Source organism: Pseudomonas sp. SK2, assembly GCF_016772395.1.
GTDB classification, from domain to species: domain Bacteria; phylum Pseudomonadota; class Gammaproteobacteria; order Pseudomonadales; family Pseudomonadaceae; genus Aquipseudomonas; species Aquipseudomonas taiwanensis.
Genome location: NZ_CP061944.1, coordinates 2,714,789 through 2,727,647, shown reverse-complemented (window position 1 = coordinate 2,727,647; position 12,859 = coordinate 2,714,789). Strand labels below are relative to the sequence as shown.

At 58.8% G+C, this 12,859-nt stretch carries 13 protein-coding genes and 1 pseudogene; 5 read left to right on the top strand and 9 right to left on the bottom strand.

Going from position 1 to position 12,859, the window contains the following annotated elements; genetic code table 11:
• Window positions 1–29: 29 nt before the first annotated feature.
• Window positions 30–413, bottom strand: a complete 384-nt coding sequence (locus IF103_RS12140; RefSeq protein ID WP_202675342.1) for a helix-turn-helix domain-containing protein — start codon at window positions 411–413, stop codon at window positions 30–32.
• A 95-nt stretch (window positions 414–508) separates the two neighbouring features.
• Complete coding sequence (locus IF103_RS12135; protein ID WP_023380600.1) at window positions 509–1,195, bottom strand: hydrolase; 687 nt, start codon at window positions 1,193–1,195, stop codon at window positions 509–511.
• A gap of 263 nt (window positions 1,196–1,458) precedes the next feature.
• On the opposite strand from IF103_RS12135, the gene IF103_RS12130 reads away from it, so the two are divergent.
• Window positions 1,459–1,920, top strand: coding sequence for a RidA family protein (locus IF103_RS12130; protein WP_023380599.1), 462 nt, complete (start codon window positions 1,459–1,461; stop codon window positions 1,918–1,920).
• Between the two features lie 20 nt (window positions 1,921–1,940).
• Here the strand turns inward: IF103_RS12130 and IF103_RS12125 are convergent, their stop codons facing one another.
• Complete coding sequence (locus IF103_RS12125; protein WP_027906945.1) at window positions 1,941–2,897, bottom strand: LysR family transcriptional regulator; 957 nt, start codon at window positions 2,895–2,897, stop codon at window positions 1,941–1,943.
• A gap of 168 nt (window positions 2,898–3,065) precedes the next feature.
• Here IF103_RS12125 and IF103_RS24890 point away from each other — a divergent pair.
• Window positions 3,066–3,211, top strand: a pseudogene (locus tag IF103_RS24890) (SDR family oxidoreductase); the annotation flags it as partial.
• A gap of 176 nt (window positions 3,212–3,387) precedes the next feature.
• Here IF103_RS24890 and IF103_RS12120 read toward each other — a convergent pair.
• On the bottom strand, window positions 3,388–4,152 hold the full coding sequence (locus IF103_RS12120; RefSeq protein WP_023380597.1) for an SDR family oxidoreductase: 765 nt from the start codon (window positions 4,150–4,152) through the stop codon (window positions 3,388–3,390).
• Between the two features lie 21 nt (window positions 4,153–4,173).
• Window positions 4,174–4,971, bottom strand: coding sequence for an SDR family NAD(P)-dependent oxidoreductase (locus tag IF103_RS12115; protein ID WP_023380595.1), 798 nt, complete (start codon window positions 4,969–4,971; stop codon window positions 4,174–4,176).
• Window positions 4,972–5,077: 106 nt separating this feature from the next.
• Here IF103_RS12115 and IF103_RS12110 point away from each other — a divergent pair, with 106 nt between their 5' ends.
• The gene (locus IF103_RS12110) at window positions 5,078–6,028 is read left to right on the top strand and encodes a GlxA family transcriptional regulator (protein ID WP_023380594.1); all 951 of its coding nucleotides are present in this window, start codon (window positions 5,078–5,080) and stop codon (window positions 6,026–6,028) included.
• Window positions 6,029–6,122: 94 nt separating this feature from the next.
• On the opposite strand, the gene IF103_RS12105 is transcribed toward IF103_RS12110, so the two are convergent.
• Window positions 6,123–8,210: an acyltransferase family protein gene (locus IF103_RS12105; protein ID WP_186617466.1), complete on the bottom strand. Its 2,088-nt coding sequence runs from the start codon at window positions 8,208–8,210 to the stop codon at window positions 6,123–6,125.
• A 265-nt stretch (window positions 8,211–8,475) separates the two neighbouring features.
• Between IF103_RS12105 and IF103_RS12100 the strand changes: the two genes are divergently transcribed.
• Window positions 8,476–8,979 carry a DUF4019 domain-containing protein gene (locus tag IF103_RS12100; RefSeq protein WP_027906947.1) on the top strand — a complete coding sequence of 168 codons (504 nt, stop codon included), beginning with the start codon at window positions 8,476–8,478 and terminating at the stop codon, window positions 8,977–8,979.
• Window positions 8,980–9,228: 249 nt separating this feature from the next.
• Here the strand turns inward: IF103_RS12100 and IF103_RS12095 are convergent, their stop codons facing one another.
• The 3 genes from IF103_RS12095 to paaY form a co-directional block, all read right to left on the bottom strand.
• Entirely contained in the window at window positions 9,229–9,810 is a 582-nt protein-coding gene (locus tag IF103_RS12095; protein WP_027906948.1) for a phosphorylase family protein, read from the bottom strand.
• A 315-nt stretch (window positions 9,811–10,125) separates the two neighbouring features.
• A complete protein-coding gene (gene paaX / locus IF103_RS12090; RefSeq protein WP_023380589.1) occupies window positions 10,126–11,049 on the bottom strand; it encodes a phenylacetic acid degradation operon negative regulatory protein PaaX in 924 nt (307 codons plus the stop codon).
• A 77-nt stretch (window positions 11,050–11,126) separates the two neighbouring features.
• Window positions 11,127–11,726 (bottom strand): phenylacetic acid degradation protein PaaY, encoded by a 600-nt coding sequence (gene paaY, locus IF103_RS12085; protein ID WP_023380588.1) that lies wholly within the window; start codon window positions 11,724–11,726, stop codon window positions 11,127–11,129.
• A 353-nt stretch (window positions 11,727–12,079) separates the two neighbouring features.
• Here paaY and paaF point away from each other — a divergent pair, with 353 nt between their 5' ends.
• Entirely contained in the window at window positions 12,080–12,853 is a 774-nt protein-coding gene (gene paaF / locus IF103_RS12080; RefSeq protein WP_023380587.1) for a 2,3-dehydroadipyl-CoA hydratase PaaF, read from the top strand.
• The last annotated feature ends 6 nt before the right edge of the window (window positions 12,854–12,859 follow it).

Below are 12,859 nucleotides of genomic sequence, written 5' to 3'. Positions count from 1 at the left end.
TGTGCGACTCGCGGGCCGGCGGCTTGGTGCTAAAGCGTTGCTTGCCGCTGCCAAGCCAGCGGTGAAATGCCTTCGGTCTTGGCAAATGTCCGACAAAAGTGGGACTGGTCACAAAAGCCGCACTCCAGTGCAATTTCGGCCAGCAACATTCCCGAGCCTCCGAGCAGCTCCTTGCTTTTCTTCAACCGTTGCGCACGCATCCACTGCTGCGGGGGCATCTGCAGGGTATCCCTGAACATGCGGGTAAAATGGCTGCGCGATAGGGCGCAGGCTTGAGCTAGCTCAGTAACGGATATGCCGGTGTCCAGATTGTCCAGCATCAACTTCTTCGCGGTCGTCACCTGCCAGGGTTTAAGTCGCCCGGTGGTTTTCAGTGCGACACTGGCCAGCACAGTGCAGTTGTCACTGTTCATACAAGTCCATTTATTCAATGAAGAGGGGTACGACCGATTGGCGTACCCCTCACAGGGGCGATGAGCAGCCCCTTGACGCAAGGGGCTGGTGACGGTCAGACAGGCGCAGCGACTGGGGCTAGGGTAGGCCCATGCTGAACGCGCTCAGGCGCTTTGTGCACCATGGTGTACGCGTAGTCGACACCCATCCCGTAGGCGCCGGAGTGTTCCTTGACCAGCGCCATGACGGCGTCGTAGGTGTCGCGGTTTTTCCAATCGCGCTGCCATTCCAACAGCACTTGCTGCCAGGTGACAGGAATCACACCCGCCTGAATCATGCGTTGCATTGCGTAGTCGTGCGCTTCCTTGGTCGTGCCACCAGAGGCATCTGCGACCATGTAGATTTCGTAGCCGGCATCGTTCATTGCCGACAGGGCGAAGGTGGTGTTGCAGACTTCTGTCCATAGGCCGGAAACGATGATCTTGTTGCGACCGTTTTTCTTCAGCGCATCTCTCACCTTCTGGTCGTCCCAGGAGTTCATGGAGGTCCGCTCCAGCAGCGGAGCGTCGGGGAAGACAGCAAGCAGCTCGGGGTAGGTATGCCCAGAGAAGCTTTCAGTCTCCACCGTCGTGATGATGGTGGGAACATTGAAAATCTTGGCGGCCTTGGCCAGGCCCACCGTGTTGTTCTTGAGCGTTTGACGATCGATGCTCTGTACGCCAAAAGCCATCTGCGGTTGCTGATCGATGAAGATCAGCTGGCTGTTGAGCGGGGTCAGGACTTCAGTTTTTGGATTGTTCATTGTTGCTCCCTGTCTGCTAGATGAAGGTCATCGCACAAGCCTCGGCGCCCGCGTTCGGCAGGCTTCGCTGAGCCATCGGGTGATGTCCTCGGCGACGCCCGTTGCTTGAGTCCGAGTACAAGATAGCCAAACCCAACGCGAAGCGGTGGCGCATTTTTGCGCCAGTAGGAACGCACTAATGCGCCACAGACTTGTTCATCTGCCTGCTAGGATTCGTACGCAAAGGCGGATCCACCTGATCCGGTTCGCCTCAGGAGAATGCGATGACAGCTTCACAACCGCTCAACAAACAAACCGCCTATTGGGGCGTGCCATGGGAGAAGAGTTACGGCTACCCGCAGGCACGGCGGGTAGGAAACGACATTTATGTCTCTGGCCAGTTCAACCATGACGAGGAGGGCAGCCTGATCGCGCCTGCCCCCCTGGATCGTGACGGGAAGCCCAGCGATTTCTCTTCGATGGGCGACCAGATGCGCGCTGCGTACGACAATATCGCCAAGTTACTCGCCCTGTACGGTGCGACGCTCGAGGATGTCGTGGAGGAAACGCTCTACGTGTTGGACATGGACGCTGCATTCGCAGTGGTCGGAAAGGTACGAAAGGCTGCCTACGGCACCGAGCGGCCGCAATGCGCGAGCAACATCATCGGCGTATCGAGGCTGGCCCAACGCCCTCAGTTGATCGAAATTGCTTGCAAAGCAGTGATCGGGTCACGGGCTGAGTGAGCGGCACTCCCGGTCTCGGGCTAAAGGACCGGGAGTTCCCGTTGACCCTCGATCAAAGGCTTCTGGTTGGCAACGGCGGCTGCACAGAACGTCATGAATGCTTTGACCCGCCAGGATTTGCGGATGTCTTGGTGAGTCAGCAACCACAGTTCATCCTGAAGTTCGGGCACCACCGGGCCGATGCGCTCCAACCCTGGCGTGATATCGCCGAGCATGCAGGGCAGAAAACCCACGCCCAGTCCTGCGGCTATGGCAGCGCTTGCGGCTGCGACTGAGTCGGTGCGGAAGGCGATGCACTCGGCAGCGACCCTGTTTTCGACGTAGCTCGTCGCTTTCAAGCCTCTTAGCGCGGCGGAATAGGAAACCCAAGCCTGGCCTTCAGCGAAGAGCGCAGCAGGCGTCATGTGATTGCTGCTGCCATAGGGAGCCCAGGCGATCGAGGCCAGTTTGCGACCAACCAGGCTCTCGGCGGGTTTTTTGGTCGCCCGAACGGCGATATCCGATTCATCCCGGGCAAGGCTCAGTGATTCGTTGCCCACCAGCACTTCGATCGTGATGCCTTCGTTGAGGGCTTTGAAGTCCGCGATGATTGGGGTGAGAAAGTACAGAAGCAGTGAGTCGCTGGTGGTAATGCGCAGTTTACCGAGCGGCCCCTGGCCGGCACGTGATACTCGCCGTGTCACGCTGACGATGTCCAGTTCCACACGCTCGGCGAGCGCTCGCAATTCCGCGCCTTCGAGGGTGAGCAGATAGCCTGACTTGCGGTGATCGAACAAAGCCACGCCCAGTGTTTTTTCCACCTGGGAAACCCGACGCGAGACGGTTGATACGTTGATGCCGAGTTTCTTGGCCGTGGCAGCGCGATTACCGCATTCACTCAGCGTTTTGATGATCCGCAGATCATCCCAGGAAAGCTGATTGGCAGCCTCGCCCACGTTCCATTTCGCATCCTTGGCGGCTTGTGGGCCAGTTGGCAAGTTTTCAGGTAACGACTTCACGTGTCTGGTTCCAGAACAGAATGGGCAGATCATACGAGAAGGGCCGGGGGGAACCCAAGCCGCGAAGGAGCCTCAATGGCACAAGCTTCCAACGTGAGATGGGGCATATTGGGGAGCTTCTGGTGTCTGTGGGGTATCAACCCCCGTTTGCTCGACTACCTCGCATCACAGGTGCCGCGGGGGCAGGGTGCTGAGCCATCGAGATCGCCAACGCGGTGGTGTTCTTGCCCTGCAATGATTCAAGCTTTGTGAATGGTGCAGAGTTGTTTGTCGACGGGAGGCAAGCTCAGATCCAACAGCATGGATGGGGATGTGCCAAGCGCTGCATCGCTCTGGCGAATGGCACGTCCTACCCACTTGAAAAAGACTTCGGCGATTAGCGTGACGAAACGCTCACCGGAACAGACTGTTGTCCCTGAGCTCAGGTTCAGCCATGCCTGAATCCAGGCGCGGATTCGGTGAGTTGGGTTCAGGCTACGGGGATCGGGTTGTCAACCAGCGACTGGTTGAATTGGTGAATCAGTTCGTGCTCGTTCGCGCCCTGATTAGCGCGCAGTGGGACGACACGATCCACCAGGACCTCTGTAGTGGCGGATTCGAGCTTGGCCAGGGTCTCCTGGATGAAGTCGCCCAATGGCATGGCACGCTCATCACCGCTCTTGTGAATCAGGTCGGTGTCGACCCAAGGCGGCGCGATTTCCAACACTTTGACGCTGGTGTCACGCAGGCTGAATCGCTGTGACAGCGAGTAGGAGTGTATGGCCGCCTTGGTCGCCGAATACAGCGCGGTGGCCGCTAGCGGCAGGTAGGCCAGTACCGAGCTGTTGTTGATGATGTAGGCATCCGGTTGTCGCTTGAGGTGCTCGACGAAGGCAGCGCTGACGCGTACCGGGCCCAACAGGTTGGTCTGTAGCAGGCTCACTGCTTGTTCGTCGTCATGGTCTCCTGAGGCCGGGTTGTCGAATGGCATCACGCCGGCATTGTTGATGATCACGTTCAGTGAAGGATGGCGGCGGATCACTTCTTGGGCCACCGCCTTGATCTGCTGCGGATCGTTGATGTCCAGGCGCACGGTATCGATGCCTGGGTTGGCCTGGGCGATTTCATCCAGCAGTGCCTGGCGGCGCCCCGCAACGATCACTTTGTTGCCGCGCTGATGGAAGGCCTCTGCCAAGGCTCGGCCGATGCCTGAAGTTCCACCGGTGATGAAAATGGTGTTAGCACTGAGTTTCATGATCCGTTTCCTTTTTTCCGATCAGTTGGTGGTGTAACGCGGGGCAAGCCGATTGCTCGACAGCTGGCTGAACAGGTGTTGCCGGCTGGCTTCGTAGCGTTCGAATGCCTGAAGGTCGTGCATTGAGGGGATGGAGATGAGTACCTGGTCGTCGAAGTCTTGCAGGGCCCCGTCCACCAGATCCTGGGCCGACATCACGATCCCCGGGTCGAGGTGCTCGACCGGCAAACCGCCGATTTGCCAGAAGTCGGTGGCAGTCGCCCCTGGCAGCACCGCCTGAATTTGGATGCCCTTGTCCGCGAGCTCCTTGCTCAAAGACCGCGTGAAGGCAGTGACATACGCCTTGCTGCCGCCGTAAACGCCATTGAGCAGCTCTGGCGCCAGGCTAACGATGGACGAGATGTTGATCACGGCGCCTTGATTGCGGGCTACAAATCCCGGGATAGCGGCATAGGTAAGGCGGGTGAGGGCGGTGACGTTGAGGGTGATCATTTCGGCCATCCGTTCCACGTCACTTTCCAGCAGGCTGGTGTGGGTGCCGATCCCAGCGTTGTTCACCAGCAAGGTGACGGTGGCGTCCTCGCGCAATTTGTGTTCCACCTTGGCCAGTTCTTCCGGGTTGGCCAGATCTGCCGGGAAGACTTCCACGCTCTGGCGGGTTTCGGTGGTGAGCCGATTTGCCAAGGTGTTGAGGCGCTCCCGATTACGGGCGACCAGTACCAGGTCGTATCCCCGGCGGGCCAGGCGTTCTGCGTAGATGGAGCCGATGCCGGTGGAGGCGCCGGTGATGAGGGCAGTGCCTTTTGATTGCTGCGTCATGGTCGTGCTCCGCTGTTTGATATGGACGCATGATGCAGTCGATCGCTTTCGTCTCAAACGACGTATAGGATACGTTTTTAGGTCATCACCTATTGGAGCTTCCACTGTGCACCGGGTCGGTTATCTGATCACCGAAGGCTTCCAGATCATGTCGTTGGCGACGCAGGCCGTATTCGAGTTTGCGAACATCGTCGCGGGCGAAGCCGTTTACAAGATCCAGAATTTTTCCATCGAAGGCGGCACCGTCCGCTCTTCACTGGGGATGTACATGGATACGCTCCCACTAGGAACACCTGGCCTGGCTGACACCTGGATGGTTACGGGAACATTGACCCCGTTGACGCCGCCGAGTGAGGAAGTGCTGGCCAGCGTGCGAGGATTTGTCGACGGTGCCCGGCGCACGGCCGGGCTGTGTACCGGCTGTTTCGTTTTGGCCCAGGCGGGGGTACTGGATAACCGGCGCGCCACCACGCACTGGGCCTATGCGAAAAAAATGCGTGAGCTTCACCCGAAGATCGAGGTCGAAGAAGATCGGATATTCATTGTGGACGGACAGATCTGGACGTCTGCGGGCATGACCGCCGCCCTGGATATGGCGCTGGGTATGGTGGAAAAGGATCTGGGCACTGAGATGGCCAGATCAGTGGCACGAAAGCTCGTGATGCATCAACGCCGCTCCGGTGGGCAGTCCCAACATTCCGAACTGCTGACGCTTTCGCCGAAGTCAGATCGAATTCAAAGCGCCCTGGATTTCGCGCGCAAGAATCTGAATCGCCCGTTGAGTGTCGAGGAACTGGCCGAAACCGTGCATTTGAGCCCCCGCCAGTTTACCCGCGTATTCACTGCCGAGACGGGACAATCTCCGGCCAAGGCCGTGGAACGTTTGCGCCTGGAGGCAGCCCGCTTGATGATAGAGCAGAGCCGACACAGCCTGGACGTGGTGGCGAAGGAAACCGGATTCAGGGATCGCCGGCATATGCGCGAGGTGTTCATTCGCGGTCTCGGCGTACCGCCTCAAACGATACGAAGGGATGCCCGGCGAGTGGTTGTTGCTTGATGACGACAGCTAACCAGGCTTGAGTGAACCGGGCCTCTAGCGCTTGGCCGTTCGCGGCCGGACAGGCAGATGCAGCGGCTGTCCGGCCTGGGGTTCAAGGCTTGGATTGGGCAAAGGGATTGCCCTTGGCCTGTAAATACAGCTTGCCCATTGCCGTGGAGGCGAAATCGGTGATGTGCCCGATGTCCCGGTAGATCGGCAGGCCGTCGATCGACAGCTTGCACTGGCCATCGACGCACTGCACGTCCTTGGGGTCGATGATCAACAAGTCCGGATGTGCTTGCTTAACTTCCCGGAACAACTGCGCAAGCCAGGGGTTTTCTTCCGGTTGCGCGATACTCGTCGCGCAATGATGCTCCTCGATCGTGCCCCTGAGCTTGATGCTGCGGTACAGGCAGTCATTGGCGCCTTCGGGCATGACGATGTTGCTCTTGATCAGTACGGGCCTGGCACCGGAGCGCGCTATGATATCGAGGCTCTTGAGCAGGGCGGCTTTCATGCGATCGCGCGACAGGGCCTGGGAGCGTTGGTCATCGATCGACAACACCACTGCACTGCTGTCGGCGTAGGTCTCCCAGGTCAGGCCGATGATCACGTAGTCGTAGTGGCTGCGAGCAATCAGCTTGTGGTACTCGGCGGCGGCATCATGGCACTTCTTGTAGAGTGTGTTCTTGTACTTCCACCAGTCGTAGAGATAGACATCCGGCAGAGCCAGGCACCCTGGGCTGCCTTGGGCCATGACGGAGACGTTGGCGTCTTTGGCCAGCGTGTCAATAAAGCCCCAGAAGTGGTTGGAATAGGAATCGCCCATCAACAGCGCGGTGGTGCTAGCGTTGACGTGCCCGAGCAGACAGCTGCTATCAGAGCCATCGCTGGCACCGCCCAGGCACGGCTCGCGCTTGGGTATTTCGCTTGCCTTCAGGCGCGGCAGGATGTTTGCCGGGTCACTGCCGAAACGCTCCAGCCAGCCATCGGCGGACTTGCCCGCCGAGTACAGCGCCGAAAACGCGATGGCCGGTACGACGAGCAGCAGGAGCAGCGTCTTGCCCAAACCCAGCCGGGTACGGCGCAGGGGCTTTTCGATCAGGTAGTACGAGGTGGTGCCCAGGGCAAACGAGGCGATGAAGTAGCCAGCAAGGATGGCCGGCGTCTTTACAACTCCCAGGTACTCCACGATGGCGATGACAGGCCAGTGCCAGAGGTATAGCGAGTAGGAAATCGTTCCGACGAATACCAGCGGTGACCATGACAGCAGCCTTGACGTGATGCCCACTTGCCCAACCTGGCTCGAGACCAGTACCGCCGTCGCCAAACAGATCACGATGGCGGGGAAGCCAGGATAGGCGGTGGTCGGTATGGATAGTGTGGCGCTGTACAAGACCGCGCCAAAGGCGCCTAGCCCCAGTGCGGACGCGCTGACACGGCCGAGGCGGAGGCGGTCGTTAGCGAACACGGCCGTGCACGAGCCGACCAGCAGCTCGAAGATCCGCGCCAGGAACGCGTAGTAGCTTTTATCCGGGGATGTTCTTGCGATGAACAGTGTAATGCCGATGGAGACGATGGTCAGCACCACAACAGCGGTTTTCAATCGATGGGGCTTCAGGTGGCGCGTCAGTACCAGCAACCCAAGCGGCAAGAAGATGTACCACTGCCATTCTATGGCCAGCGACCAGGTGTGCAGCAAGGGCAGGGTCGCCGCCTCGGCGGTGGCATAGCCGTCGGTGGACTTGGAGAAATACTGATTGGACAGCAGCAGGCTGGTGTACTTCTCGCTTTTGAGAAAGTCGATGAAGTCCTTGGGCAGATACAGCGCACTGGCCGCGCCGAGCGTAACGATCAACAGCGCCAATATCGCTGGCTGCAGGCGCCACAAACGCTTGACATAGAACTGCCCAAGGCTGAAGTCACCCCGGCCGACCGCGCTCAGGATGATCGAGGTGGTGAGGTAGCCGGAGATCACGAAGAAGATATCGACGCCGATGAACCCGGAAGGGAACACCGCCAGTCCAGCATGGAAAATCAGCACCAGCAGGACGGCAACGGCACGCAGCCCATCGATATCGGCGCGGTACAAGGCAGGTTGCACGCCGGTAGGGGCCACTTGTGCCTTGCCACGGTCGGCGACAGCCTGTGCGCGGGTGGTTGCAGGAGCTTTGAATATCAGGTTCTGATCGGTCGACAAGGCACTACATCCTATCGCGTGAGACATTCTTTGACGCGACAGGGCTCGCGAACAATTGAGGCGAGTTTATCAAGAGCGCTCGAACGTGACACTGTATTTAACATAATATGCATTATGCGCAGATCCATATGCAGGCACCTGAGCTAGGTGATGCAAGAATCACTCTTCATACTACAAGCCCGATCCCAACCTTCGACTATCCGTCTCGACCCCAATCCGCTCTAATGCCTATCACGCCCGCTCTACGCCACGAGGCTCTATTTGCATGAAGCAATCCGTCACTCTGATTATCTGCCTGTCGTTACTCTCAGCATGCGATGTTTCAATCAATACCAACGCTCCAGTCATTCCGGTCGTTGTGCCGGCACTCCAGCCAGATGCCGCTATCACGCCGCAACAGCGCGTTATCGTTAGCAGAGCCTTAGAGTTCCTGATGTTGCTCGATGAAGGACGGGCCGATTTGACTTGGCTCCCAGCCGGTTCGGCGCTGAAGGCGTCGACCTCCGAGTCCAACTGGGTCAAAGGCATCAGTGGTTTGCGCACGGGTGTTGGCGAGTTCAAACATCGTAACCATGCACAGATCAGCTTCACTCGAGAAATGCCTGATGCACCGCCAGGGCTCTACGCCGCGGTCCAGATACAGTCGTCCTTTTCTAATCTCGAAGTGATTGAAGTTGTGTTGCTCGTCGAAGAGGATGATCAATGGCGCGTGGTAGGCTACAACATCAGCAAAAACATCCAGTTGAAGGCAGCAATACCGCTGCTCTGACGCTGCCCCCGGCAAACTCACTTGCCGGCGTTTTTCCTTTAACTCGACTAAATAATCATTTAGTGTAATTAAGATATAGTAAATCCCCGTCCGTTGAATAACCCGACTCCACCCTTAATAAAGTTTGGGTTATTCAATCTCGCTTCCATTACAGACGTGTGCACTTCGCGAAACTCCCGTAGCGCGCCAGCTGTCGACAATCAGAAGGTACGAAAACGTCTTATCGCCCGTTCGCGACAGTCTAGAACGTCAGTCGAGCAGCACACGCTTGAACGCTTCGGCAGCCAGGTGCACCTGCACCGACCAGTCATTGGCCGCGTCGTCGCCCGCATCGTCGGAAATGTACTTCAGGCAAACAAAAGGAATGCCCTCCCCGCGCGCGATCAATGCCAGGACATATGCCTCCATATCGACCACATCGTAAGGGGCTTGGCCGTGGTTGACCTCGAAACTGTCGCCACTGCCGCAGATGCCTTGGGCGATCCCTGGCAGCGCAACGCCATATTCCAGCACCACGGGTATCTCCGACAGTGGCGTCTGGTAACGGGCGAAGCCCAGCGGCGTCACATCCATGTCACGCTGCACGAAACGGGTACAGCAAACCAAGCTACCCTTGCCGTGCCCCTGGCTGCCGGCCGACCCGAGGTTGACGATGAGCTTGGGTTTGCGCTGCTGAATGGCCTTGGTCAGGCCGATGGCGGCGTTGACCTTGCCGATACCGGTGAACACGGTGTTCATGCCAGTGAACAGGTTGCCAGCTTCTGCCTCTAGGGCGAACACGAATAGCGTGTCGGCCAGGGCGATATCAGAAAATTGCTGGGTAAGCATCATGGTACGGGGCATTCCAGTTGGCTTGCAGAGGGCGAGGCTATTGTCGGTGAACCTTGGTCAATTGCAAGTCCCGGAGCACCCCGACGCATCCGTCTAGGCGCGGTTGCTCGCAATTGGTCGCTGGTGACCTTGGCCAACCTATCATGTGCCCAACGGCATCAAGACCGCCCCTGCTTCATAGGCTCTGTTCGAAAAGCCTTGATACTCGGTGATGCTGCGTTGAAAACAGCCTCGGAACGCTCATTTACAACCCGTAAACTCCGCTTCCGCGGCTGTTTTCGCCTTGACTAAGGCCTGGTAACGAAAGCGCATCATCTACACCAAGCCACCAAAACGCTTGTAGAAACTCTCCCCCACCTCTGGCAACGGCCCGTCTGCGGTCTCCAGTGCGCTGTTTAGCCATTCTTCAGCCTTGGCAAATACCAAACGATACAGGTTGCGGCACAACTGGCGTGCGGCCCTGCCCTCCCAGTCCCCTGGCAACAGCTCGTCTGGTAATTGCGGGTCGCGCAGCAGCAAACGACGGTACTCGTGGATCAACAGGGTGCGCGCCAGGAAGCAGTCCTGGGCGTCCAGTTGTTCCTGCTCCTTCAGTCCCTGCCACAACGGCCTGAACAAGCGGATGAATTCACTGTAGTGCTGACCCAGTTCATCGATGCGCCAGCTCTCGCGAACTTGCGCGCGCATGGCCTTGGAGGCCAGCACTTCCTGGGCATGGGTTTCGAAGACGATGCTGTCCTCGTCGGCATCGAGCTCGCGCAAGGTCGCGGCGAGGTCGGTACGGTCGGCACGGGGGCAGCCCAACACGTTGGGGGCGATGGCGCCAAAGCCTTGCCACTCCAACTCTTCGCGCACGTTTTTGCGCTTGACCGCTTCCAGCTGCGACAGGAGCACCAGTGTCCAGGCACCGTCCCACGCTGGCTGGCTTGGACTATAGACCCGCTTGAAAGCTTTCTCGAAGCGTCGGCGGCCGGTGCCGGTCAAACTGTAATAGCTGCGTCGGCCAACCTTTTCGGCCGTGAGCCATCCCTCTTTGGTCAGGCGAAAGATCGACGTGCGAATCAACCTCTCGTTGATGCCGATCGGCTCCAGCAGGTTGATCAAGCTGCCCAGCCACACGGTGCCGCCGTGGGGCTCGATGGCATCGCCGTACAGGGTAATGATCAGCGAACTGGCGCGAATCGGCGTCTGTTCCTGAAAGCGAGTGATCAGAGTATTGAGTGGGGCAAGGTTGCTCATGGAGGAACTGTGTGCAGATAAAGTACCGACTATACCTGTGCGGCGGGCTGCCTGGCCATTGCCGAGCGCGCCCACACTCATGCGCCCGCCTCGCTCTTGGGCCTGAAGCCCGAATCACCCATGCGCGGGCGCTGCGCTTCCACTTCGCTCAAGGGTGGGCACTCAACCAGTGCCGCCATGCAGCGCCGGGTCAGTTGCTGATACGCCTCGGTACCCCGCTGTTTCCACGCCACTTCCTGCTCGCTCAACGAACGTTTGACTAGCGCTGGTGAGCCGACCACCAGGCTCTGCTCGGGACATTCGAAGCCGGCCTTGACGAAGGCCGCGGCGGCGACGATGCAGCGGGGTGCGATGCGCGCACCATCCATGACCACGGCATTCATGCCCACCAGAGCGTCTTCCCCCACCTGGCAACCATGCAGCACTGCGCCATGGCCAACATGGCCGTTTCGCTCGATGACGGTGTCGCCCCCTGGGAAACCATGCATCACGCAGGTGTCCTGAAGGTTGGCGCCTTCCTTGAGCACGATTCGACCGAAATCCCCACGCAAGGACGCCAGTGGGCCTACATAACAATCAGGGCCAACGATCACATCGCCAATCAGTACCGCACTGGGGTGCACGTAGGCGGTTGGATGGATGACGGGGGTCAGCCCGTCCAAACGATAGCAAGGCATCTCGCACCTCCAGAAATGATTTGAAGCGTTGCTTGATCTTGTATCACTTCTATATTTTTCGTCAATTGCCATTATCCATGTATCGCTTTTTTTCAGCGTGGATGCGCGTGTTTCGCGCCCGCCAGAAATTGCCTTTCAACCATTTTCTGCGGGATTTCGTCAGGTCAAACCGCGGTTCCATCAATGCATCACGCGCACTATTGGATACATAATCACGTATTCATGCTTGATATTGTGTATCGCATAAGGCATATACTGAAATACCTGAGCGTGGTTCGTGCCGCGCCCCTGCAAACAATTCCAATAAAAGCCGGCCGTCCACTGCGCCGCGCGAGCAGCCTGAGGAATACGACATGCCTCGTTACCTTGATGTGCAGGCCCCTGAAAGCGGCGTGCGTCTGATCACCTTGCAACGGCCAGAAGCCCTCAATGCCCTGTGCACCGAGTTGTTGGAGCAGCTTGCCGCCGAGCTTGAAGACGCCGAACGCGACGAGCACACCCAGGTGGTCGTGCTGACCGGCAGCCGCAAGGCTTTCGCCGCCGGTGCCGATATTCGCGAGATGGCCGAGCGTGATCTGGTGGGCATCCTCAACGATCCCCGCGTTGCGCACTGGCAGCGGATCGCAACCTTTGCCAAGCCATTGATCGCCGCCGTGAATGGCTATGCCCTGGGCGGTGGCTGCGAGCTGGTGATGTGCTCAGACATTGTCATCGCTGGCGAGGATGCCCGCTTCGGCCAGCCCGAAATCAACCTCGGCATCATTCCAGGCGCCGGCGGCACCCAGCGCTTGCTGCGTGCCGTCGGCAAACCGCTGGCCATGCAGATGGTGCTGACAGGCGAGGCCATTGGCGCCCGCCATGCCTTGCAGGCCGGGCTGGTCAGTGAAATCACTCAGCCGGAACTGACTGTAGAGCGTGCTTTACAGGTCGCCCGAAGCATCGCCGCCAAAGCTCCCCTGGCCGTGCGACTGGCTAAGGAGGCCCTGCTCAAGGCCGGCGATATCGACCTTGCCAGCGGTCTGCGCTTCGAGCGCCATGCGTTCACGTTGCTCGCCGGAACCGCAGACCGCGACGAAGGCGTACGCGCCTTCATGGAAAAACGCCCGGCCCGGTTCACAGGCCGTTGATCCCCC